Source organism: Pectobacterium wasabiae CFBP 3304 (genome assembly GCF_001742185.1).
Taxonomy (GTDB): Bacteria; Pseudomonadota; Gammaproteobacteria; order Enterobacterales; family Enterobacteriaceae; genus Pectobacterium; species Pectobacterium wasabiae.
This window is the reverse complement of sequence record NZ_CP015750.1, coordinates 4,724,957-4,748,549: the sequence shown is the minus strand read 5'-3', so window position 1 is coordinate 4,748,549 and position 23,593 is coordinate 4,724,957. Positions and strand designations below refer to the sequence as shown.

Annotated in this window: 18 protein-coding genes and 1 other RNA gene; 11 read left to right on the top strand and 8 right to left on the bottom strand. The window is 51.0% G+C overall.

What is annotated here, in order from left to right; all coding sequences use genetic code 11:
* Positions 1 to 122: 122 nt before the first annotated feature.
* Together A7983_RS21560 and ppsR are read right to left on the bottom strand one after the other, a co-directional pair.
* The gene (locus tag A7983_RS21560) at positions 123 to 1,169 is read right to left on the bottom strand and encodes a 3-deoxy-7-phosphoheptulonate synthase (RefSeq protein WP_005970411.1); all 1,047 of its coding nucleotides are present in this window, start codon (positions 1,167 to 1,169) and stop codon (positions 123 to 125) included.
* A 199-nt stretch (positions 1,170 to 1,368) separates the two neighbouring features.
* Positions 1,369 to 2,190, bottom strand: coding sequence for a posphoenolpyruvate synthetase regulatory kinase/phosphorylase PpsR (gene ppsR / locus A7983_RS21555; RefSeq protein ID WP_005970409.1), 822 nt, complete (start codon positions 2,188 to 2,190; stop codon positions 1,369 to 1,371).
* A gap of 300 nt (positions 2,191 to 2,490) precedes the next feature.
* On the opposite strand from ppsR, the gene ppsA reads away from it, so the two are divergent.
* Complete coding sequence (ppsA, locus tag A7983_RS21550) at positions 2,491 to 4,869, top strand: phosphoenolpyruvate synthase (RefSeq protein WP_005970407.1); 2,379 nt, start codon at positions 2,491 to 2,493, stop codon at positions 4,867 to 4,869.
* Positions 4,870 to 5,079: 210 nt separating this feature from the next.
* Here ppsA and apbE read toward each other — a convergent pair whose 3' ends face one another.
* From apbE to ydiK, 3 genes are all read right to left on the bottom strand, one after another.
* Positions 5,080 to 6,126 carry an FAD:protein FMN transferase ApbE gene (apbE, locus tag A7983_RS21545; protein ID WP_005970405.1) on the bottom strand — a complete coding sequence of 349 codons (1,047 nt, stop codon included), beginning with the start codon at positions 6,124 to 6,126 and terminating at the stop codon, positions 5,080 to 5,082.
* Between the two features lie 91 nt (positions 6,127 to 6,217).
* Positions 6,218 to 6,329: antisense sRNA RprA (gene rprA, locus A7983_RS21540), an RNA gene on the bottom strand.
* 283 nt (positions 6,330 to 6,612) lie between these two features.
* On the bottom strand, positions 6,613 to 7,722 hold the full coding sequence (ydiK, locus tag A7983_RS21535) for an AI-2E family transporter YdiK (protein ID WP_005970402.1): 1,110 nt from the start codon (positions 7,720 to 7,722) through the stop codon (positions 6,613 to 6,615).
* A 418-nt stretch (positions 7,723 to 8,140) separates the two neighbouring features.
* Between ydiK and ydiJ the strand changes: the two genes are divergently transcribed.
* A complete protein-coding gene (ydiJ, locus tag A7983_RS21530; protein WP_005970401.1) occupies positions 8,141 to 11,194 on the top strand; it encodes a D-2-hydroxyglutarate dehydrogenase YdiJ in 3,054 nt (1,017 codons plus the stop codon).
* Positions 11,194 to 11,610 carry a 1,4-dihydroxy-2-naphthoyl-CoA hydrolase gene (gene menI / locus A7983_RS21525; protein WP_005970400.1) on the top strand — a complete coding sequence of 139 codons (417 nt, stop codon included), beginning with the start codon at positions 11,194 to 11,196 and terminating at the stop codon, positions 11,608 to 11,610. The genes ydiJ and menI overlap by 1 nt, the downstream gene beginning before the upstream one ends.
* Positions 11,611 to 11,698: 88 nt before the next feature.
* Here the strand turns inward: menI and A7983_RS21520 are convergent, their stop codons facing one another.
* On the bottom strand, positions 11,699 to 12,100 hold the full coding sequence (locus tag A7983_RS21520; RefSeq protein WP_005970399.1) for a hypothetical protein: 402 nt from the start codon (positions 12,098 to 12,100) through the stop codon (positions 11,699 to 11,701).
* Positions 12,101 to 12,526: 426 nt separating this feature from the next.
* On the opposite strand from A7983_RS21520, the gene sufA reads away from it, so the two are divergent.
* The 7 genes from sufA to A7983_RS21485 all read left to right on the top strand — a co-directional run bounded on the left by sufA (position 12,527) and on the right by A7983_RS21485 (position 19,650).
* On the top strand, positions 12,527 to 12,898 hold the full coding sequence (gene sufA / locus A7983_RS21515) for a Fe-S cluster assembly scaffold SufA (RefSeq protein WP_005970398.1): 372 nt from the start codon (positions 12,527 to 12,529) through the stop codon (positions 12,896 to 12,898).
* 13 nt (positions 12,899 to 12,911) lie between these two features.
* Complete coding sequence (gene sufB, locus A7983_RS21510) at positions 12,912 to 14,411, top strand: Fe-S cluster assembly protein SufB (RefSeq protein WP_005970396.1); 1,500 nt, start codon at positions 12,912 to 12,914, stop codon at positions 14,409 to 14,411.
* Positions 14,412 to 14,508: 97 nt separating this feature from the next.
* Positions 14,509 to 15,255, top strand: coding sequence for a Fe-S cluster assembly ATPase SufC (gene sufC / locus A7983_RS21505; protein ID WP_005970394.1), 747 nt, complete (start codon positions 14,509 to 14,511; stop codon positions 15,253 to 15,255).
* The gene (gene sufD / locus A7983_RS21500; protein ID WP_005970393.1) at positions 15,230 to 16,576 is read left to right on the top strand and encodes a Fe-S cluster assembly protein SufD; all 1,347 of its coding nucleotides are present in this window, start codon (positions 15,230 to 15,232) and stop codon (positions 16,574 to 16,576) included. The genes sufC and sufD overlap by 26 nt, the downstream gene beginning before the upstream one ends.
* Positions 16,576 to 17,799 carry a cysteine desulfurase SufS gene (gene sufS, locus A7983_RS21495; protein WP_005970392.1) on the top strand — a complete coding sequence of 408 codons (1,224 nt, stop codon included), beginning with the start codon at positions 16,576 to 16,578 and terminating at the stop codon, positions 17,797 to 17,799. The genes sufD and sufS overlap by 1 nt, the downstream gene beginning before the upstream one ends.
* A gap of 33 nt (positions 17,800 to 17,832) precedes the next feature.
* Positions 17,833 to 18,249, top strand: coding sequence for a cysteine desulfuration protein SufE (gene sufE, locus A7983_RS21490; protein WP_005970390.1), 417 nt, complete (start codon positions 17,833 to 17,835; stop codon positions 18,247 to 18,249).
* A 378-nt stretch (positions 18,250 to 18,627) separates the two neighbouring features.
* Entirely contained in the window at positions 18,628 to 19,650 is a 1,023-nt protein-coding gene (locus A7983_RS21485) for a L,D-transpeptidase family protein (RefSeq protein WP_005970388.1), read from the top strand.
* 179 nt (positions 19,651 to 19,829) lie between these two features.
* On the opposite strand, the gene A7983_RS21480 is transcribed toward A7983_RS21485, so the two are convergent.
* Both A7983_RS21480 and pykF read right to left on the bottom strand, forming a co-directional pair.
* Positions 19,830 to 20,066, bottom strand: a complete 237-nt coding sequence (locus A7983_RS21480) for a major outer membrane lipoprotein (RefSeq protein WP_005970385.1) — start codon at positions 20,064 to 20,066, stop codon at positions 19,830 to 19,832.
* 314 nt (positions 20,067 to 20,380) lie between these two features.
* Positions 20,381 to 21,793: a pyruvate kinase PykF gene (gene pykF, locus A7983_RS21475; protein ID WP_039478700.1), complete on the bottom strand. Its 1,413-nt coding sequence runs from the start codon at positions 21,791 to 21,793 to the stop codon at positions 20,381 to 20,383.
* Between the two features lie 645 nt (positions 21,794 to 22,438).
* Between pykF and licT the strand changes: the two genes are divergently transcribed.
* On the top strand, positions 22,439 to 23,302 hold the full coding sequence (gene licT, locus A7983_RS21470; protein WP_005970380.1) for a BglG family transcription antiterminator LicT: 864 nt from the start codon (positions 22,439 to 22,441) through the stop codon (positions 23,300 to 23,302).
* The last annotated feature ends 291 nt before the right edge of the window (positions 23,303 to 23,593 follow it).

Genomic DNA, 23,593 nt, shown 5'->3' with positions numbered 1-23,593 from the left:
TCTTAATAAGTGGAATAAGCGGAATCGAGAGCGGAATTTACGTGTTGCGAGAGAAGTGACAGGAAATTAAATAGACGGCTGGCACAGAACCGGGAAAGGGGAATGCGCCAGCGTGTATCGGGTTAAAAACGGCTGTCGATGGCGCTTGCCAGACGTGCCAGCAGCGTTTCGGTATCCTGCCAGCTTAGGCAAGGATCGGTAATGGATTGCCCATACGTCAACGCCAGAGGGTTGATGGCGGGTTGGTTGCCTTCAACTAAGAAACTTTCCGCCATGATGCCTGCGATAGCGCGTGAACCGGCACGAATTTGCTGGCAGATATCATCGGCAACATCAAGCTGACGGCGATGCTGTTTCTGGCAGTTGGCATGGCTGAAATCGATCACCAACTGCTCGGGCAGAGAAAATTCGCTGAGATGTGCACAGGCGGCGGCAATATCTTCCGTGTGGTAATTCGGTTTTTTCCCGCCGCGCATAATAATGTGGCCAAACGGGTTGCCCTGCGTTTTGTAGACCGACATGAAGCCCTGTTTGTCCGGTGAAAGGAACATATGCTGGGCGCGTGCGGCGCGGATCGCATCGACGGCGATACGCGTATTGCCATCCGTCCCGTTTTTGAAGCCAACGGGGCAAGACAGCGCGGAGGCCATTTCACGGTGGATTTGGCTTTCGGTGGTTCTCGCGCCAATCGCGCCCCAGCTAATTAGATCGGCGATATATTGGCCGGTGACCATATCGAGGAATTCTGTCGCGGTCGGTAATCCAAGCTGATTGACATCCAGCAGCAGACGGCGGGCAATCTCTAACCCTTCATTCACCCGGAATGTGCCATTGAGCGCGGGATCGGAAATTAACCCCTTCCAGCCCACCACCGTGCGCGGTTTTTCAAAGTAGGTGCGCATGACGATTTCCAGCCGGTCCTGATACTGTGTGCGTAGCGCAGCCAGACGGCGCGCATAATCCAAGGCGCTGTCGGTATCATGGATGGAGCACGGGCCAATCACGACGAGTAAACGGGGATCGTGGCCGGTGAGAATGGCTTCAATTCTCTTGCGTGACGAGGTGACATTTTCGGCAACGGCTGGGGTAATCGGGAGCCTGGCGAGTAGCGTTTGGGGTGTAACCAGACTCTCGATGCGCGCGCTCCGCAGTTCATCGGTTTGTAGCATGTTTTATCTTATCTCTAAATACGGTCAGGCTGAAAACGTGTTGTCATCGAAAAAAACGTGGGTATGGCAGCATTTTCAGACAATGTTTTCAGCCAAATGGGTTGCTTCGCAGCGGCGAAATGCCGGGAAGTGATGGAGCACACAATAAACGAAATGACACATATTACAACCGCGCTAGGACTATGTGATCTATAATGTACTAGTACATTCTTCGACTCATGCCGAGGATGTCAATGATTTTGGCGGAAATTTCCTCGACAGAATAATTGGTGGTATTGAGATATTTAATCTGATGTTTGCGAAATAATGCTTCGACTTCGCTGAGTTCCATACGGCACTGGCGCAGGGAAGCATAGCGACTATTGCCGCGGCGTTCTTCCCGAATTGCCGCTAGGCGTTCGGCATCAATAGTGAGCCCAAATAGCTTGTGCTGGAAGGGTTTCAGCGCATCCGGCAGGCGCAGGTTGTCCATATCATCGGCAATAAAAGGGTAGTTGGCGGCGCGGATACCGAACTGCATCGCCAGATACAGGCTGGTCGGTGTTTTGCCACAGCGTGACACTCCCAGCAGAATGACCTGCGCTTGGTCGAGATTGCGCAGCGAGATACCGTCATCGTGTGCCAGCGTATAGTCAATAGCGGCGATACGCGCGTCGTATTTGCCCAGATTATTGGCTGTCAAACCGTGGGTGCGGTTGGCAACCGGTGTCGGCGGGATATTCAATTCTTCCTGCAAGGGGGCAACCAGCGCCTGTACAATATCCTGGCAAAACCCGTCACTGCTGGTAATAATGTTACGAACAGTGGGGGTGACGATAGAGTAAAATACCAGCGGGCGCACGCCAGTTTGCTGATACAACGTATTGATTTGTTCACACACGGCCTTAGCGCGGGCTTCACTTTCAACGAAGGGTAAGGTAAAGCTAACCGTGTTCACGGGGAATTGAGATAGCACCGCATGACCCAATACTTCAGCGGTAATTGCCGTACCGTCCGAGACATAAAATACGCTTCTTTCCACATAACCTCCTGATGATATTTTCAACAGCTCAAACACCTTAACTTCGTCAAAAAATGTGTTTCCATAATACTTTTATTAAAACACCATTTCATTATCTTCATGATAAAGAATACTAATCTTCTACGATATTGGATTTTTACCGCGTTAAGCAATCATTCGCCGTGAAATCAGTTTTTTTTCATAGGTTGATCGATTCACCTGTCCATGTTCATCAAAACGCTATGCTAACCTGATTGCGTTGAGGCGATTCTCAACCGAACTCTTTCATACCCTAATTGTATGCAGAAAGGATTATTTTCGATGTCCAATAACGGCCCTGATTTGCGTAATGTCCTTTGGTATAACCAACTCGGTATGCACGATGTTGAAAGGGTAGGGGGCAAAAATGCCTCTTTGGGTGAAATGATCACCAACCTTTCAGATTTGGGCGTAGCCGTTCCCAACGGTTTTGCGACAACGGCGCAGGCGTTTAATGATTTTCTTAATCAAAGCGGGATCAATCAGCGTATTTATGCGCTGCTCGATCGCACCGATATTGACGATCTGAGCCAATTGGCCAGCGCTGGCGCGCAAATTCGCCAGTGGATTATTGATACGCCGTTCCAGCCAGAACTGGAGAAGGCGATCGGTGATGCCTATCAGCAACTGGCCGATGGCGAAAAAGAGGCTTCATTTGCGGTGCGTTCTTCTGCCACAGCGGAAGATATGCCGGATGCGTCCTTTGCCGGCCAACAGGAAACCTTCCTGAACGTACAGGGCATTGATGCGGTGATGGTTGCGGTGAAGCACGTATTTGCGTCGCTGTTTAACGATCGCGCGATCTCCTATCGCGTACATCAGGGGTATGACCACCGAGGCGTGGCGCTGTCGGCGGGCGTACAGCGCATGGTGCGATCCGATCTGGCTTCCGCGGGTGTGATGTTTACCATTGATACCGAATCCGGTTTTGATCAGGTGGTGTTCATCACCTCGGCTTACGGCTTGGGTGAAATGGTGGTGCAAGGGGCGGTGAACCCGGACGAGTTCTATGTTCACAAGCCGACCTTACAGAACAACAAGCCTGCGATCGTGCGCCGTAACATGGGATCGAAGAAAATCCGTATGGTGTATGCCGCGAGCCAGGAACATGGCAAGCAGGTGCGGATTGAAGATGTGCCGACAGAACAAACGGCGCGTTTTAGTTTGACGGATGACGAAGTGCAGGCGCTGGCGCGTCAGGCACTGCTGATTGAGAAACACTATGGTCGCCCGATGGACATCGAGTGGGCGAAAGATGGCCACACTGGCAAGCTCTATATCGTGCAGGCGCGTCCAGAAACGGTACGTTCCAACGGTCAGGTAATGGAGCGTTATCACCTGCCAGCCAGCGGTACGGTGCTGGTGGAAGGTCGTGCGATCGGCCACCGTATCGGTGCAGGTGAAGTCAAAGTGATTCAGGACATCAGCGAGATGCACCTGATCAACGCGGGTGATGTGCTGGTGACCGACATGACCGACCCAGACTGGGAACCGATCATGAAGAAAGCGGCGGCGATTGTGACCAATCGTGGCGGACGTACCTGTCACGCAGCGATTATCGCCCGTGAGTTGGGTATTCCGGCCGTGGTGGGCTGCGGCGATGCGACCGAGCGTTTGCGCAAGGGGCAGAAAGTGACCGTCTCCTGTGCGGAAGGCGACACGGGCTATGTGTACCAAGACCTGTTGGACTTCTCCGTGAAGAGTTCACAGATTGATGAAATGCCTGCATTGCCGCTGAAAATCATGATGAACGTGGGTAACCCCGATCGCGCGTTTGATTTTGCCTGCTTGCCAAATGATGGCGTCGGTCTGGCGCGTTTGGAATTCATCATCAACCGCATGATTGGCGTGCATCCGCGTGCGCTGCTGGAATTCGATCGGCAAACGCCTGAACTGCAACGCGAGATTAAAACGCTGATGCAGGGCTTCGACGATCCGGTCGAGTTCTATGTAGGCCGTCTGACGGAAGGCATTGCGACGCTGGCAGCGGCATTCGCACCGAAGCGCGTCATCGTCCGTCTGTCCGATTTTAAATCGAACGAGTACGCTAATCTGGTCGGTGGTGAGCGCTATGAGCCGGAAGAAGAGAACCCGATGCTGGGCTTTCGTGGTGCGGGTCGTTACGTATCACCGGACTTCAAAGCCTGTTTTGCGCTGGAATGCGAAGCGGTCAAACGCGTGCGCAACGTGATGGGCCTGAAGAACGTAGAGATCATGATCCCGTTCGTTCGTACCGTGGCGCAAGCGGAAGCGGTGATTGCCGAGTTGGCGAATCAGGGACTGCGCCGTGGTGAAGACGGCCTGAAAATCATCATGATGTGCGAAATTCCGTCCAATGCGTTATTGGCCGATGAATTCCTGCAACACTTTGATGGTTTTTCCATCGGTTCAAACGACATGACGCAGCTCGCACTGGGGCTGGATCGCGACTCCGGTGTGGTATCGGCACTGTTTGACGAACGCAACGATGCGGTGAAAGCACTACTGTCGATGGCGATTAAAGCGGCGAAGAAGCAGGGGAAATACGTCGGTATTTGCGGACAAGGCCCATCAGACCACGAAGATTTTGCGATCTGGCTGATGGAACAGGGCATCGATAGCCTGTCGCTCAACCCAGACACCGTGGTGCAAACCTGGCTGAATCTGGCCGAGCACAAATAATCAGTGCGGTGCATGTCTGATATATAATCATCAGACATCAGGTAACTGAAACAATATTCACAAGATGAAAACGGTGGTAATGGAATAGAGGAGTAAAGCGTTTGCGCCATGTATGGCGCAATCCGAGCGTACAGGGACGTATTCACAGCGTCTTTACGATCTATCCATTACCACCGCTCGACCACCGCTGATCGCAAGCCGTGCTGAAAATCACGGTGCCGCAATCAGGAATGACTTAAACTGCGGTGTCATCACTGCACTAAAGCCCTTATCCGTTTTGGTAATCAGATAAACCGCCAGCCCTTGCTGTTCCGCCAGCTTTAATGCTTTCTCCGTTCCCAGCACCATTAAACCGGTATCCCAGCCATCTGCTTCCAGCGCGGTCGGCGCAATCACAGTGGCAGAAACCAACTGGTGGGTAATCGGCCTTCCTGTTTCGGGATCGATAACGTGAGAATAGCGCTTGCTGTCCTCCTCAAAGTAATTCCGATAGCTACCGGAGGTACTGATTGCATAACCCTGTAAATTCACCGCCGCCTGCGCCGCATTTTCCTGATCGGTTGGTTTCTGGATCGCCACGCGCCACGGCGTTCCTTCGGCATTAACGCCACGGCTGGAAATCGCGCCGCCGACGGAAACCAGATAATTGGTGATCCCTTTACGCGTCATTAATTGTGCGAGAAGGTCTGCGCCGTAACCTTCACCCAACGTGGAAAGGTCGACATATAAATCTGGGAGATCTTTCTGAATCCATTCTCCTTTTTCATTGCCGATCAGTGTCAGATGGCGCAATCCGACGTTTTGTCGTGCTAAATCGATCTGCTGTTGGCTGGGAATACGCGTCTGCTGCTTCTGTGGGCCGAATCCCCAGAGGTTAACTAACGGACCAACGGTGATATCCATCGCGCCGTGGGTGGCTTTACCGATGCGCAGCGCAGCCAGAATGATATCCGCCATGCCATTACTGATTGGCTGTGGATCGGTTCCCCGATATTGATTAAAACGCGATAGCACGGAATCGTCACGATAGGTGGAAATATCGTTATTGGCCTGCTCCAGCAGCGCATCGATTTCCTGTTGCAACTGTGTCTTATCTTCGCTGACATCACCGCTAATTTTTACGCTGTAGAACGTCCCCATGGTTTTACCTTCAATGGTCAACAAAGGGCGATCTGTTGTAGGCGTCGAGTTATCGCAGGCTGTCAGAAGGCTAAATAAACCACAGAGTAGTAATCTCTTCGCGGCGAGAGGCGTCATGAAAAACTCCTGAAAAACTGAACTGAAAGTAGGCTGACAGGAGAGTAACAAAAAAGGAATGGGGCGTAATGCAATGGAAGAGAAATGGAAGGAAAAAAAAGGCCCATCTCAGGGGATGGGCAAAGACTACACACAGCAATTCGTTACTAACTCTGACGAGGAGGAAACCTCATTGACAAACAGTAGGTTAATACTAGCTCCGGTATTAATCCTATGGATTATGCCCTATTCAGTCATTAAGAATCATCCTAATAGTTAATTATCTTTTAAGAATCGGCCCCTCGGAGTTTTTATATTGTCAATAATATTGATGCATTAGAGAAATGATATCAAAATTTTTAGGACTAATCCCTAAGAATAGAGGGCTAATCATTAGCTATTTTTACCTATTGGAAAATAGATACAGGAGTACTAACGACGAAGCAGGGTTGAGTGCGAGGAAGGTATGGGCGGTTAGCACCGCCCACGAGAAGAAAGGGGAGGGGTTTACTGCGATGACTCTTTATTCGATGTATTAACGGAAAGGATGCTCTGTGGTTCGGGAATTTCGCGCATCCAGGCAAACAGCAGACGATAGGAAACGGCGAGGACGACTGGGCCAATAAATATCCCTATCATGCCAAATGCCAGTAATCCACCAATTACACCGGAAAGGATCAGCAGCATCGGAAGATCGGCACCCATTCTGATCAGCATTGGACGAATCACGTTATCGATCGTTCCAACGACACAGCTCCAGATCAGCAGGATGGTGCCCCAGGTATTATCGCCCGTCCAATACAGCCAGATAATGGCCGGAATAAGTACCAGAAGTGGCCCCAACTGCGCCAGACAACACAGAAACATCAGAACGGTGAGTAGTGTGGTGTAAGGGATACCAGATAGCCCCAGACCGATTCCACCTAGCACTGATTGCACGATGGCCGTTACCACCACGCCCAGCGCAACGGCACGAATTGACTGTGCCGCCAGAATCACCGCCGCATCGCCGCGCTCCTGCCCCAGCCGGATAGCGAAATGTCGCACGGCTTTCGCAACGGCTTCACCTTTGTAATACAGCAGGGCGCTGAAGATCAGCATTAGGGAGCAGTGCATTAGAAAGCGCCCGACATGGGCAGCCTGTGCAACCAGCCAAGTCGCCGTTTTACCAAAATAGGGTTGCACCTTGGCGAACAGACCGCTGCCGCCGCTTTGCAACAGCGCCTGCCAACTGTTGGACAATTTTTCTCCCACTAAAGGGATCGACGTTAGCCACTCCAGCGTCGGTGGCGAAAAGTTTTCCTGTTTGGCTCCCCAACTCATTAGTGCCGAGCTGTTATCCACCACGCTGCTGATGAGAACGGCAATCGGTACAATAAATAGCAGGATGAGCAGAAACGTCATGACGAGCACCGCCAGAGAACGCCGCCCCCAAAGTAGCGCCTGAAATTTTATCAGCAGTGGCCAGGTGGCAATCACCACCATACACGCCCAGGCGAATCCCAAAATAAAAGGCTGTACCACCCAAAAGCAGGCAATAATCATGATGGTAATAAACACCAGACTGAACAGGTTTCTGGCCAGATCAAATCGTGGTGGCTGAGAGTATTTGCTCAACGAATCGTTCCTCAATAGCAAAAGAAAAGGCTGAAGGTGAGGTGGTTTAGGCGGCACGGTATAGTCACCACGTCATCATGAGATATTTCCGGGTATTTTGACAGCCTGTTGAACATTTTGTTGGTGAAACAGCGGTTCGCCAACATGCTGTATGTTTTTGCCGTTCTGGGAGCGCACACGATTGCGAAATGTGATAAAACGTGATGTCCCCGATGAAAGAGCGGCTATAGCATAGCGGGTCACTTAAGTCCTATTTTAGGAGAAACACGGGGATGAGGTTCCCGCAGGGAGATCTCGCCCCGTGGTCGCTCCGTGTATCTCGGTTCTTAACCGATCGACATTAGGCTATAGACCACTCTTCACAGGCATATCACGACATATTGGCAAACACATCATGTACGGACAGGGTCAAAAAATAATGATCCCACAGATCACGCAATCTCCCGGGCTAGTCCAGCCGGTACTTAATTTTCTGGAAGCATTAAAGAAAAACGGATTCACGGGTGATACGGCGACCAATTATGCCGATCGTCTGACAATGGCGACGGATAACAGCATCTATCAACTCTTACCGGATGCGGTGGTGTTCCCCCGTTCAACCGCCGACGTGGCGATCCTATCGCGACTGGCAGGTGAGGAACGTTTTTCAGGGTTGACCTTTACCCCACGCGGTGGCGGGACAGGGACGAACGGGCAGGCGCTGAATCGCGGCATCGTGGTCGATATGTCACGCTATATGAACCGCATTCTCGAAATTAACCCTGAACAGGGTTGGGTGCGTGTTGAGGCGGGTGTCATTAAAGATCAACTCAACCAGTACCTGAAGCCTTATGGTTATTTCTTCGCCCCTGAACTGTCGACCAGTAATCGGGCGACGCTGGGTGGCATGATTAATACCGATGCGTCAGGTCAAGGCTCGCTGGTGTACGGTAAAACCTCAGACCATGTACTGGGGCTGCGTGCGGTACTGCTGGGCGGCGAGATGCTGGATACGCAAGCCATGCCGGTCGACCTGGCGGAGCAACTGGCTGAAGAAGACTCTGCCATTGGCCGCATTTACCATACGGTGCTGCACCGCTGTCGCGAACAGCGTGCGTTGATTATCGACAAGTTCCCTAAGCTGAATCGTTTTCTGACGGGTTATGACCTGCGTCATGTGTTTAGCGACGATCTGCGCACTTTTGACCTGACGCGCATTCTGACCGGTGCTGAAGGTACGCTGGCTTTTATCACCGAGGCGAAGCTCGATATCACGCCGTTGCCGAAGAGCCGCCGTCTGGTGAATATCAAGTACGACTCCTTCAATTCAGCGTTGCGCAATGCGCCGTTCATGGTGGAAGCGCAGGCGCTATCTGTCGAAACGGTGGATTCCAAGGTATTAAACCTTGCCCGTGAAGATATCGTCTGGCATTCCGTCAGTGAACTGATTACCGATGTACCTAATCAGGAAATGCTTGGCCTGAATATCGTTGAATTCGCGGGTGATGATGAAGCGCTGATCAACGGGCAGGTGGAGTCGCTATGTCAGCGGCTGGACACGCTGCTGGCTACCGGAGAAGGCGGGGTAATTGGCTATCAAACCTGTAACGACCTGGCCGGAATCGAACGTATTTACGCGATGCGTAAGAAAGCCGTCGGGCTGCTGGGCAACAGTAAAGGGCTGGCCAAGCCTATCCCGTTTGCGGAAGATACCTGTGTGCCGCCTCAGCATCTGGCCGATTACATCGAAGAATTTCGTGCGCTGCTGGACAGCCACAATCTGACGTATGGCATGTTTGGTCATGTGGACGCGGGGGTGTTGCACGTTCGCCCTGCGTTGGATATGTGCGACCCGCAGCAGGAAATGCTGATGAAACAGCTTTCCGACCAGATTGTCGCGCTGACGGCCAAATATGGCGGTCTGCTGTGGGGAGAACACGGTAAAGGCTTCCGCGCCGAATACAGCCCTGAATTCTTTGGACCGGAACTGTATACCGAGCTGCGTCGCATCAAGGCGGCGTTCGACCCTGATAACCGGCTTAATCCTGGGAAGATTTGTGCGCCGCTGGATGTCGATGCACCGATGATGAAAGTCGATGCGGTCAAGCGTGGCACATTTGACCGCACGATCCCGCTGACGGTTCGCACTGCATTCCGTGGCGCGATGGAATGTAACGGCAATGGGCTGTGTTTTAACTTCGATGCGCGTAGCCCAATGTGTCCGTCGATGAAAATCAGCGGAAACCGAATTCATTCCCCGAAAGGCCGTGCAACGCTGGTACGTGAATGGTTGCGCCTGCTAGCGGAACAGGGTGTCGATCCAGTGGCATTGGAGAACGCCTTGCCGCAGCAGAAGCTGAGCCTGCGCGCCTTTATCCAGAAAACCCGTAACACCTGGCAGGCGAAGCAAGGGGATTACGATTTCTCGCATGAGGTCAAAGAGGCGATGTCAGGCTGTCTGGCATGTAAAGCTTGCTCAACGCAGTGCCCCATCAAGATTGACGTGCCGGGCTTCCGTTCTCGCTTCCTGCAACTTTATCACACGCGCTATCTGCGTCCGGTTCGTGACTATCTGGTGGCTGGCGTCGAAGGCTATGCACCGCTAATGGCGCGCAGCCCGAAGATGTTTAACTTCTTCCTGAAAATGCCGTTGCTGAATAACCTGAGCCGTAGCCAGATTGGTATGGTTGATTTGCCCTTGCTGTCATCACCGTCGCTACGCCAGCAGTTTGCCGGGCATAACGGGGTTAACACCACGCTGGAACAGTTAGAACAGCTACCTGAGCAGGCGCGTCAGCAGTACGTGCTCATCGTGCAGGATCCGTTCACCAGCTATTACGATGCGCAGGTGGTGGCGGATTTTGTTCATCTGATCGAAAAACTGAAACTGAAACCGGTGCTGCTGCCGTTCTCGCCAAATGGGAAGGCGCAGCACATTAAAGGTTTCTTACAGCGTTTTGCCAAAACGGCGTCGAAGACGGCAGATTTCCTGAATCGCGTTGCCAAGCTTGGGATGCCAATGGTGGGTGTCGATCCTGCGCTGGTACTGTGCTATCGCGATGAATACCGTGAAATTCTGGGTGAGAAACGTGGTGATTTTCAGGTGCAGCTAGTGCATGAATGGCTAGTGACGGCCTTAGCAGAAAGTACGCCTCAGTCTGCTACCGGCGAATCCTGGTATCTACTCGGTCACTGTACGGAAACGACCGCGTTGCCGATTAGTACGAAACAGTGGGCTGATATCTTCTCGCGCTTTGGCGCTAAACTGGAGAATATTAGCGTCGGGTGCTGCGGCATGGCGGGAACCTACGGTCATGAAACCAAAAATCTCGCCAACTCACAGGGAATCTATGCGCTGTCCTGGCAACAGGTGCTGCAGAAGTTACCGCAGAAACGCTGTCTGACCACCGGCTATTCGTGCCGTAGTCAGGTAAAACGTATGGAAGGTCGCGCATTACGCCATCCGTTACAGGCCCTACTGGAGATCCTCTGATGCTGTGGAAACGACAGGTTACGCTGGAGCAGCTTAACCAACAGAGCGAAGCGTGCATGGTCGGCCATATCGGTATTCATTATACCAGCCTTACAGAGGACTCTCTGGAAGCGGTGATGCCAGTGGATTCACGCACGCGTCAGCCGTTTGGCCTACTGCACGGCGGCGCTTCTGTCGTGCTGGCTGAATCGCTGGGCTCCGTCGCGGGCTATCTGTGTTCTGAGGGCGAGCAACAGGTGGTGGGGCTTGAAATCAATGCCAATCACCTGCGTGCCGTGCGTGAAGGTGACGTGCGAGGCGTATGCCGTGCGCTTCACGTTGGTCGCCGCAGTCAGGTGTGGCAGATTGAGATCTTTGATAATCAGCATCGTCTGTGCTGCATTTCGCGTCTGACGACGTCGGTGATTACGCCATAAGCATAAAACGCCGAACCAGACCGCTAGCCGGTCTGGTTCGGTTGTTCTCTAGGGTAATCGATAGTCTTTAGGGTAAATCGATAGTTCTTTAGGGCAGGAAAGGCACGCGCTTAACGAAGTCCGTCTGAAACGCGGTCGCTTTATCCCATGAGCCTTGCATGCTTAACTGATGGCAAATCGATTTCAGCGTGTTACGGGCAAAGTAGTAGCTTTGCACTCGAAAGAGGTGGCAACGCCCTTCATTATTAATCTCTTTAATCAACCGATTGTGCAACTTGACCAGCGCGTGCAGGTAGCTGTCGTCATCGCCATTTCTTAGACAGAGTTCAACCATATCCATGCAGGCGTTATGAAAGCGACGTAAATGATCAATATTGCTTCCCGGACGGTTCAGGCGGGCTTCCGCCATATAGAAATCAACAGTGGCATCGCGAATCTGAAATTTATATTCGTCAATCTGGTGGTGCAGCCAGGCATTCACGGAAAGCATGGTTATCGATCCTGAATATTAAATGATAATCATTATCATATTGATAAAAAAGGCCATGATCAATGGGCAAAACGTGCTTTAACGTCAAAAGTACGATCGGAAATCACATAAATCTTCATATACCTTCCCTGTTTTATAAATAGGTATCACCGATAAATGTTATAATAATGATAACGAGATGATGATTTTTATCTGACCGAAAGGGATAAGGGTGATGATGACAACTCATTTATTATCAAATGGTTATCTGGTTTCTTACCGCGTTATCCGGGGCGTTCGAGACGTGTAAAATAGCACTGTCGGTGCGCTAAAAAACCGAATGTTACGAATAGCCCTGCAAAACAAGAGGTTGAAGCTAGTTTCATTATCACTAACATTAGGGGAAACCAGCTTAAAACTGGTACCACACGCAATGAGGTATTCCATATGCAAGCGGAAAATGTAGGGACGTTTTCACTGGATGAAAATGTCTGGCAAGGACTGACGCTAACCGATAGTGCCGTGAAGCAGATTAAGAATCTGATGAAGCAGGATGAGGCCGTGCAAGGACTGCGGCTTGGCGTTAAACAATCAGGCTGTGCGGGATTTGGCTATGTACTGGATCTGGTACAGGAGTTCGAAACCGACGATCTGGTATTCGAACGTGATGGCGCAAAACTGTATGTCCCACTGAAAGCAATGCCTTTCATTGACGGCACAGAACTTGATTTCGTCCGTGAAGGGCTGAATCAGATATTCAAGTTTAATAATCCCAGAGCGCAGCATGCTTGTGGATGTGGCGAAAGCTTTGGCATTTAAGTGATGAAAAATTATGGCACGTAGCACGGTAGATGTACCTGATGATGTCCAGATCTGGATGGGTGATGGACGCTATAAAGAAGGTTTCTTCACGCAACTGGAGACCGATGAGCTAGCGCACGGCATCAACGAAGATGTCGTCCGGGCGATCTCGGCGAAGCGTAATGAACCTGAGTGGATGTTGGAATTCCGTCTTAACGCTTACAAAGCGTGGCTGGAGATGGAGGAACCGCATTGGCTGAAAGCCCAGTACGAGAAACTCGACTATCAGGACTATAGCTATTATTCTGCGCCTTCCTGCGGTAACTGCGACGACAGTTGTGGCTCTGAGCCCGGTGCCAAGCAGCAATCCGGGATTACGGACGTGAATAATTACCTGACCAGCGAAGTGGAGAATGCCTTTAACCAACTGGGCGTTCCCGTTCGTGAAGGCCAGAAAGTCGCAGTCGATGCTATTTTCGACTCGGTGTCCGTTGCGACCACGTATCGGCATGAGCTGGCTGAAAAGGGCATTATTTTCTGTTCATTCAGCGAGGCGATTCAGGAACATCCCGATCTGGTGCGTCAGTATCTCGGTACCGTCGTACCCGCAAACGACAACTTCTTTGCGGCGCTGAACTCGGCGGTCGCTTCTGACGGCACGTTTGTGTACATCCCGAAAGGCGTGCGCTGCCCGATGGAACTGTCGACGTATTTCCGTATTAACGCGGCAAAAACCGGTCAGTTCGAGCGAACAATCCTGATCGCCGATGATGACAGCTACGTCAGCTACATTGAAGGTTGCTCCGCGCCTGTTCGTGACACCTACCAACTGCACGCCGCGGTGGTGGAAGTGATCATCAACAAGAATGCCGAAGTGAAATACTCCACGGTACAGAACTGGTTCTCCGGTAAAGATGACGCCGAAGGCGGCATTCTGAACTTCGTGACCAAGCGTGCGCTGTGTGCGGGTGAGCATTCAAAAATGTCATGGACGCAGTCGGAAACCGGTTCGGCGATCACCTGGAAATACCCGAGCGTCATTCTGCGCGGTGACTACTCTGTGGGTGAATTCTTCTCTGTTGCCTTGACCAACGGTCGTCAGCAGGCCGATACCGGCACCAAGATGATTCACATTGGTAAAAACACCCGTTCGACCATCATCTCTAAAGGGATTTCTGCCGGACGCAGTGAGAACACCTACCGCGGTCTGGTGAAGATCATGCCGAGTGCGACCAACGCCCGTAACTTCACCCAGTGTGACTCCATGTTGATCGGCAGCGAGTGCGGCGCGCACACCTTCCCATATGTGGAGGTGCGCAACAATACTGCACACTTGGAGCATGAAGCGACCACGTCGAAAATCGGCGATGACCAACTGTTCTATTGCCTGCAACGCGGTATCAGCGAAGATGACGCTATCTCGATGATCGTGAACGGTTTCTGTAAGGACGTTTTCTCTGAGTTGCCGCTGGAATTCGCGGTAGAAGCACAAAAGTTACTGGCGATTAGCCTGGAACACAGCGTGGGTTAATTCGGCGGTTACCGGGATTTTCACAGACGAATAATGAGAATCATCGGTCCCGGAATTCATTAAGCGCTCGCCACATTGAGCGTGGGAAGGAATAAGCATGTTAAGCATCGAAAATTTAAAAGTCAGCGTTGAAGGCAAAGAGATCATCAAAGGGCTTAATCTCACGATTAAGCCGGGTGAAGTACACGCGATTATGGGCCCGAATGGCTCAGGAAAAAGTACGCTCTCCGCGACACTGGCTGGACGTGAAGAATACGAAGTGACCGACGGTTCGGTGAGCTTCAAAGGAAAAGATCTGCTGGAATTATCGCCAGAAGACCGTGCGGGCGAAGGCGTCTTCATGGCGTTTCAATATCCGGTAGAGATCCCCGGCGTCAGCAACCAGTTCTTCCTGCAAACTTCCGTGAACGCGGTGCGTAAATACCGCGAGCAGGAACCGCTGGATCGCTTTGACTTCGCCGACTTTATCGAAGAGAAAATCAAACTGCTGAATATGCCGGAAGATTTGTTGACCCGTTCGGTCAACGTGGGGTTTTCCGGCGGCGAGAAGAAGCGTAACGATATTCTGCAAATGGCGGCGCTGGAGCCGGATCTGTGCATTCTGGATGAAACGGACTCCGGGCTGGACATCGATGCACTGAAAATCGTCTCTAACGGCGTGAACTCGCTGCGCGACGGCAAACGTTCGTTCATCATCGTCACGCACTACCAGCGTATTCTTGATTACATCAAGCCGGACCACGTTCACGTTTTGTATCAAGGCCGTATTGTGAAATCCGGTGATTTCTCGCTGGTGAAACAGTTGGAGGAGCAAGGCTATGGCTGGCTTACCGACGAGCAATAATGTGACGAGCGATAACGTGGCGGGTAAAACCAACATCGCACAGAAACAAGAGCTGGCGCTGCAACAGTGGCATGGCTTGTTTGAACGTGATGCGTCACGTCGTTCTGAAGATGCGAACCAACACTGGCAGGATGTGGTGCGTCTTGGCTTACCGCATCGTAAGCATGAGCATTGGAAATACACGCCGCTGGATGGCTTGCTGAGTAATGAATTTGTCGCACCGCAGGTATCGACTATCGACCGTGCAGCGGTAGATGCACTGGCACTCGCGGTGGATAGCTGGCGTCTGGTGTTTGTTGATGGCGTGTTCAATGCTGAACTGAGCGACAGCGCGTGGGGGCCTTATCAGGTTGACGTGCAGGCATCGCATGCGCGTGGCGCGTTGCCTGCGGCGATCCAGTCCGAAGTGTTCCTGCATCTGACCGAAAGTCTGGCGAGTACGAGTACATTGATTCGTCTGGCTGCCGGACAGCAGGCGGAAAAACCGCTTTACCTGTTGCACATCAGCAGCAGTCAGGCGGCTGCGTTGAACACGGTTCACCATCGTCATCATTTGAACGTTGAGCGCGGCGCGAGTGCGGAAATTATCGAGCACTACGTCAGTCTGGACGAACATGCGCACTTTACCGGTGCTCGCCTGACGGTGAATGCGGCGGAAAATAGTCAGGTTAGCCACTATAAGCTGGCGTTTGAAGCGGCAGCGAGCTACCACTTTGCGCATAACGATCTGATTCTGGCACGCGATGCCCGGGTTCGCAGCCACAGCTTCCTGCTGGGAGCTGGGCTGACGCGCCACCACACCAGTGCCCAGTTGAATGGCGAAGGGACGAATCTGTCCATGAACAGCCTGATTCTGCCTGTCGGCAGCGAAGTGTGTGATACGCGAACGTATCTGGAACATAATCAGGGCTACGGCGAAAGTCGCCAACTGCATAAAGTCATCGTCAACGATCGCGCCAGAGCGGTGTTTAACGGCATGATCAAGGTTGCGCCCCATGCGCTGAAAACTGACGGACAGATGACCAATAACAACCTGTTGCTGGGCCGACTGGCTGAGGTAGACACCAAGCCGCAGTTGGAAATCTATGCAGATGACGTGAAATGCAGCCACGGTGCCACCATCGGCCGTATGGACGAAGAACAGTTGTTCTATCTCCGTTCCCGCGGCATTACGCAGCAGGATGCGCAACAGATGATCATCTTCGCCTTCGCGGCAGAAGTCACAGAAGCGATTGAAAACGAGTCTTTGCGAGATGTGGTTCTGGAACGTATCGCGCAGCGTTTGCCCAACGCGCTGGCGAATGCCGGCAAGGCGGTATGATGAGTTATCCTATTGAACGGGTTCGTGCTGATTTCCCGGTGCTGGCAAACGAGGTTAACGGCCAGCCGTTAGCCTATCTTGATAGCGCGGCGAGTGCGCAAAAGCCGCACTCAGTTATCGAGCGCGAAGCCGAATTCTATCGCCATGAATACGCCGCTGTGCATCGCGGTATTCATACGCTGAGCGCGCAGGCGACCAGCGCGATGGAAGCGGTACGCGAACAGGTGGCATCCTTTATCAATGCTGCGTCAGTGGAAGAAATTGTCTTTGTACGCGGGACGACGGAGGCCATCAATCTGGTGGCTAACAGCTATGGTCGTACCTTCATCCAACCGGGCGACAACCTGATCATCACCGAGATGGAGCATCACGCGAATATCGTTCCCTGGCAGATGCTGGCAGAAGCGCGTGGCGTTGACGTTCGCGTATTGCCGCTGGCTGAAGATGGTTCGCTGGATGTTACGCAGCTTCCCGCGCTGTTGGATGAACGTACCCGTCTGCTGGCGGTGACGCAGATATCTAACGTGCTGGGCACGCTGAACCCAGTGAAAGCGATGATTGCGCAGGCAAAAGCGGCGGGTGCGGTTACGTTGGTCGATGGTGCGCAGTCGATTATGCATCAGCCTGTCGATGTGCAGGATCTTGGCTGTGATTTCTTTGCCTTTTCAGGCCATAAGATCTACGGCCCTTCGGGTATTGGTGTGCTGTATGGCAAACGTGACCTGCTTCAGGCTATGCCACCGTGGGAAGGCGGCGGGGCGATGATTCGTCAGGTCAGCCTGCGCACGGGCACCACCTATGCTGATTCACCGTGGCGCTTTGAAGCCGGATCGCCTAACACGGGCGGTATTATGGGCTTAGGTGCCGCACTGGATTATGTGACGGCACTGGGGCGTGAAGAGATTCAGCGTTATGAATCCTCGCTGATGCAGTACGCGCTGGAAGCGTTAACGCAGGTGCCCGATTTAACGCTGTATGGTCCTGCTGAACGTCACGGTGTGATTGCCTTTAATCTTGGGCAGCACCACGCCTATGATGTGGGAAGTTTCCTCGATCGGTACGGTATTGCGATTCGCACCGGCCACCACTGCGCGATGCCGCTGATGGAACACTATGGTGTTCCCAGTATGTGCCGCGCTTCGCTGGCCGTTTATACTACACGCGAAGAAATTGACCGGCTGGTTGCCGGATTGCAACGTATCCATCGATTGCTGGGCAGCTAAGCGCCGCGCGCGAACCTGTCCGGGGAGGAAACCATGGCGAGTCTGCCAGAACCGCAGAAGCTGGCGCGCAATTTTGCGCGCTGTAATGACTGGGAAGAAAAATATCTTTATGTCATCGAGTTAGGGGAGCGTCTTGACCCACTGCCCGATGAGTGGCGTAATCCCGATAACCTGATCTCTGGGTGCCAGAGTCAGGTGTGGATTGTGACACAGCCTGATGATCAAGGCGTGGTCGTTCTGCATGGCGACAGTGATGCTGCTATTGTTAAAGGCCTGATCGCGGTCGTTTTCAGCCTATATCAGGGGCTGACAGCGCAGGAGATTGTTGAGCTGGATGTGCGGCCGTTCTTTGAATCGCTGGCGTTGAATCAACACCTGACGCCATCCCGCTCGCAGGGGCTTGAGGCGATGCTGCGTGCGATTCGTGCGCATGCCGCTGCACTGCTTTAATTCTTTTCTCTGCTTTCGTTGAGTATAAAAAGCGCTGTGACGGAAAAAACGTCCAGCGTTTTTTTGTTTTTTCATTTACTGATTTTTACCAACGATACGTTATTGTTTTCCAGTTCATTTATTAACTCGCTGATATTTCAGAATTCGTCCCGTATATTTATTTCCCGTTAAATTTTATGCTGACTCTGTTTTGTAAAGAATTGAATATCAATGCGTTGATTTTTAAATCAAATATTCTTTTGTTACAACAATGCTAATATATACCCACGTTCGGTGGAGAGGCGCAGCAACCGCTGCATTGACACCAGATCAAGAGGTATAGCCGGATACTGCATTCTGGGTACACAACCAGATGTTATTGATTGTAGGGAATTTACTATGAAACGCGTGTTAACTTTACTTGGTATGGTCTTCGCGACATACCTGGCCAGCACCGCCGCCAGAGCGACGGAATATCCGCTACCGCCACCAAACAGCCGTCTTATCGGCGAGAATATCGCTTATACGGTCCCTAATGACGGCCGTCCGCTGGAAGCTATCGCGGCGGACTTCAAGATTGGCCTATTGGGCATGCTGGAAGCGAACCCAGGAGCAGACCCTTACCTGCCGACAGCGGGTTCCACCCTCACGATCCCGACGCAAATGCTGCTGCCGGATACGCCACGCGAAGGCATTGTGGTCAATCTGGCGGAACTGCGCCTCTATTACTACCCGAAAGGGAAGAATACCGTCATTGTTTACCCGATTGGCATCGGCCAACTGGGGCGCAATACGCCATTGATGACGACCAGCGTGAGCGAGAAACGTGAGAATCCGACTTGGACGCCAACGGCGAACATCCGTAAGCATTATCTCGAAGAGCAGGGCATTAAGCTGCCTGCTGTCGTTCCGGCTGGCCCAGACAACCCAATGGGGTTACATGCGCTGCGTCTGTCAGCACACGGTGGCGTCTATCTGTTGCACGGCACGAACGCGGACTTCGGTATTGGCATGCGGGTAAGCTCTGGCTGTATCCGCCTGCGTCCGGATGACATCAAGGCGTTGTTCGATACTGTGCCAGTAGGTACGCGTGTACAGATCCTTAATGATGCGATTAAAACCTCCGTTGAACCGGACGGTAAACGCTACGTTGAGGTACATCAACCTTTGTCGAAGACCGATAAAGACGATCCACAAACGATGAAAATTCCGCTGACGGCAAAGACGCAGAAATTTGTTAAGGATGCGGAGACAGACAGCAAAGCCGTTGCTGATGCGATTGTGCGCCGTTCCGGTATGCCGATTGTGGTGAGCGTGGGGGAAGATATCAATACCTACCAATCACCGGTCGAGTCGGCTCCAGAAGCGCCTGAAACGCATCAGGCTGCGCCAATCACTGCTATCAGCACTACTTCGCGTTAATCATGAAATAAACCGTTCAGGTGCGTCTTAGGCGCATCTGTGCAGTTCCAAGGATCGGGGAAGGTGAGGGATATACCAGATAGCGTGAAAAAAGGATTGAAGAGAAAGATTGAGGAATAAAACGAAGGCAAAAAAAATGGCGCACAATGTGCGCCATTTTCACTACTTAACCAGCTCGATTACTTTTTGTAAGTACGAACTTGGTTGTCCAGACGCTGGTTAGCACGAGCTGCGTCATCTTTAGCAGCTTGTACGTCAGAGCGGATTGCGTTCACGTCGTTGCTCAGTTGGTCAACTTTAGCGTTCAGAGTCTGAACGTCAGAAGACAGCTGATCAATTTTAGCATTGCTTGAACAACCAGCAAGCAGAGTAGAACCCAGGATTACCGCGCCCAGTACCAGTTTAGTACGATTCATTATTAATACCCTCTAGATTGAGTTAATCTCCATGTAGCGTTACAAGTATTACACAAACTATTTTCTAATGAGAATAAATTTTTGATGAGAACATGCTTAATTTTGATCGTTCGCTCAAAGAAACAGCGAGTTTTACCTATTCATTAAAAAAGTAAGGAAAACAGCGCTATTTTTGTCGGATAACTCTGAAGCTTAAGGCTATTAAAAAGGCGTGTTACACAAAGGCATTAATTAGGTTATCGTGCTGTAGAAAGTCATTTCAGAATATAAAAAAAGCGCCATTAAGGCGCTTTTTACCGATCGGATTGTTAGGATCAGATACGGTGTACGGAAACGGTATTGGTTGTGCCGCTAGAAACCAGCGCACCAGATACCATCACTACCACATCACCCGCTTGCGCGTAACCGCTATTCAGCGCGGCTTCTTTACCAATGCGGTAGAAATCATCCGTAGAGGCGATTTCTTTCACCAGCAGCGTATCAATGCCTTTGCTCAACAGCAGTTGGCGCGCGGTGACGTCGTTAGTCGTCAACGCCAGAATACGAGCGTTCGGGAAGTATTTGCGGATAGATTTGGCTGATTTACCGCCGCTGGTTGCAACCACAATCAGCGGTGCATCCAGTTTTTCTGCGGTTTCTACCGCACCGCGGCAAACAGCTTCAGTGATACGCAGGATCCCAGGTGTTTTGATGGTATCCAGACGGCTTTTCATCACGGAATCGGTACGCTGACAGATCGTTGCCATGATGGTAACGGATTCCAGCGGGTATTTACCTTTCGCACTTTCGCCAGACAGCATAACGGCATCGGTGCCGTCGATGATGGCGTTAGCGACGTCGCCAGCTTCGGCACGGGTAGGGCGTGGGTTCTTGATCATTGAATCCAGCATTTGCGTCGCGGTGATAACCACTTTGCGTGCCAGGTTACATTTTTCGATCATCATCTTCTGCGCGAAGATGACTTCTTCAACGGGGATCTCAACGCCCAAGTCGCCACGGGCAACCATGATGCCGTCAGAGGCTTCCAGAATGTCGTCGAAGTTGTTCAGACCTTCCTGATTTTCGATTTTGGAGATGATCTGAATGTGCTCGCCACCGTGTGCTTTCAGGTGAGCGCGAATTTCTTCAACGTCGGAACGTTTACGAATAAAAGAGGCCGCAACGAAATCGACGCCTTGTTCGCAACCGAAAATCAGGTCGCGTTTGTCTTTTTCAGCCAGAGCAGGCAACTGGATGGAAACGCCTGGCAGGTTAACGCCTTTATTTTCGCCCAGATCGCCATTGTTCAGAACTTTACAGACGACATCGTTACCGCTGATCGCCGTAACCTGCATACCGATCAGGCCGTCATCAACCAGAACGGTGTTACCGACGCTGAGGTCTTCGGTGAAGCCAGCGTAAGTGACTGCGACGCGATCTTTGTTACCCACGATGCTTTGATCGGTGGTGAACGTGAACGTTTGACCTGCGGTCAGCGTGACGTCAGCGCCGTTTTCCAGCTTCATAGTACGAATTTCTGGGCCCTTGGTGTCAAGCAAGATGGCCGCTTTCTGACCGGTTTTTTCCATGACGGCACGCAGGTTCTTGATGCGTTGGCCATGTTCTGCGTAATCCCCGTGAGAGAAGTTCAGGCGCATAACATTCATGCCGGCAGATAGCAGGTTGCCAAGCACTTCTTCTGACTCTGTTTTCGGCCCGATGGTACAAACAATTTTTGTCTTTTTCATACGATAGTTTCTACAAGTTGTGATGGATAAAAAAACGAGTGAACCAGTGGCCGTGTGAGGCAAGCCGCTGGAAAGAATGCATGGAGGAACGGTATAAAAGAGGTAAGTATAGAAGGTCGTAGCGAATGGGTGATGAAGCGCGCAACCGCTCGTCGCATGGGATTCGCGGGGGCTAGCGTTGGCGATGCCGTTGATAATAATGTTATTGATAGTGGCACGTTGTTTAGCTGAAACCATTCAATTGAAACGACGTTTCGTATTATAGTTATTAAGCGGCGAGAAACAAGGTGGTAAAAGGTCAGAAATTGAATATTTCAGTGCGTTTACGCAAAAAACTGTGCGATTTGGTGTTTTTACCTAACTTTGTTGCGCAACTGCCTAAGAAATACACCGTATAAGTACGCTATTGTGGTAGATGATAGCAAGTGACTGATTCCTGTAATAGCCAACAATAAATAAAGAAAGTGCGTGTAAGCGACATGCTTTTCTGGCGATCCGCATCACGTTTTTGTGTCATTCTCCTTGAGAAGATGAATGCAGATGGTAGTTTACCAGCCATTGCGGATTGTTACTGCGTAAGCAGGCAAAACCAGATGCTCGTTATTGCTACGGGTGTCTGGTTTTTTTGTTTCCAGGGTTTGAAAAATGAAGATTGCCAAAATACTCAACAATAATGTCGTCACCGTAATCGACGAAAACAATAATGAGTCGGTTGTGATGGGGCGCGGGCTGGGCTTCAAAAAGCACACTGGCGAGCTGCTGGACGAAACGCTGATTGAACGTGTCTTTGTGATGAAATCTGGGGAGCTGACATCGCGCCTACAGGAGCTGCTGTCAGAAATTCCGCTTGATGTCATCACAACGGCAGACAAGATCATTCTGCTGGCAAAAACGCGGTTGCCTGGAAAACTGCAAAATAGTGTCTATATCTCGTTAACCGATCACTGCCACTTTGCGATAGAGCGCCACAAACAAGGCGTGGATATCCGCAATGTGCTGTTATGGGAAATAAAACGCCTGTATCCAAAGGAATTTGCTGTCGGCCTGGAAGCGCTGGATATTATTGAACAGCGTCTTGCAGTGCGGTTACCGGAAGATGAGGCGGGATTTATTGCTCTGCATTTGGTGAATGCACAACTTGATAGTGAAATGCCGGAGGTTTTGCAAATTACCAAAATCATGCAGGAAATACTGAATATTGTAAAATATCAACTGAGTTTGGATTATAACGAACAAGCGTTAAGCTACCATCGTTTTGTTACGCATTTGAAATTTTTTGCGCAGCGATTAATAGGAAAAAGCACCGTGTTTAGTGATGATGAATCACTGCATGATGTGGTGAAAGAAAGATATCAATTGGCTTATCATTGCGCAGAAAAAATACAATTACACATTGCGCAAAAATATCATTATACGTTAACGAAAGAAGAGTTAATGTTCTTAACTATTCATATTGAACGTGTGCGAACGGAAGGGCAGGATAAAATAGAACCTGGCGATGGAGAATGATTTTTATTAATTTGCTTTTCGTCACAAAATAGCTGTGTGGTAAGATAAATTTCTTGCGTGCGATGGAAATGAAAGAATAAAGTAAGTGTAGAAAGTAAATTATCAGATAACATTTTTATTGTCGGCAAGTAGATAGCGCTGACAAACAACGAGGATTGTTACTGTCAGGCGGCTAGTTTTGGCGGGCAGGCAAAACCTAAATCGTTTTCTCAATGGTTATTGGGAAAAGCGATTTAGGTTTTTTTTTGTCTCAAACAGAGCTGGTAAACATAAATTATTGATATTTAAGTC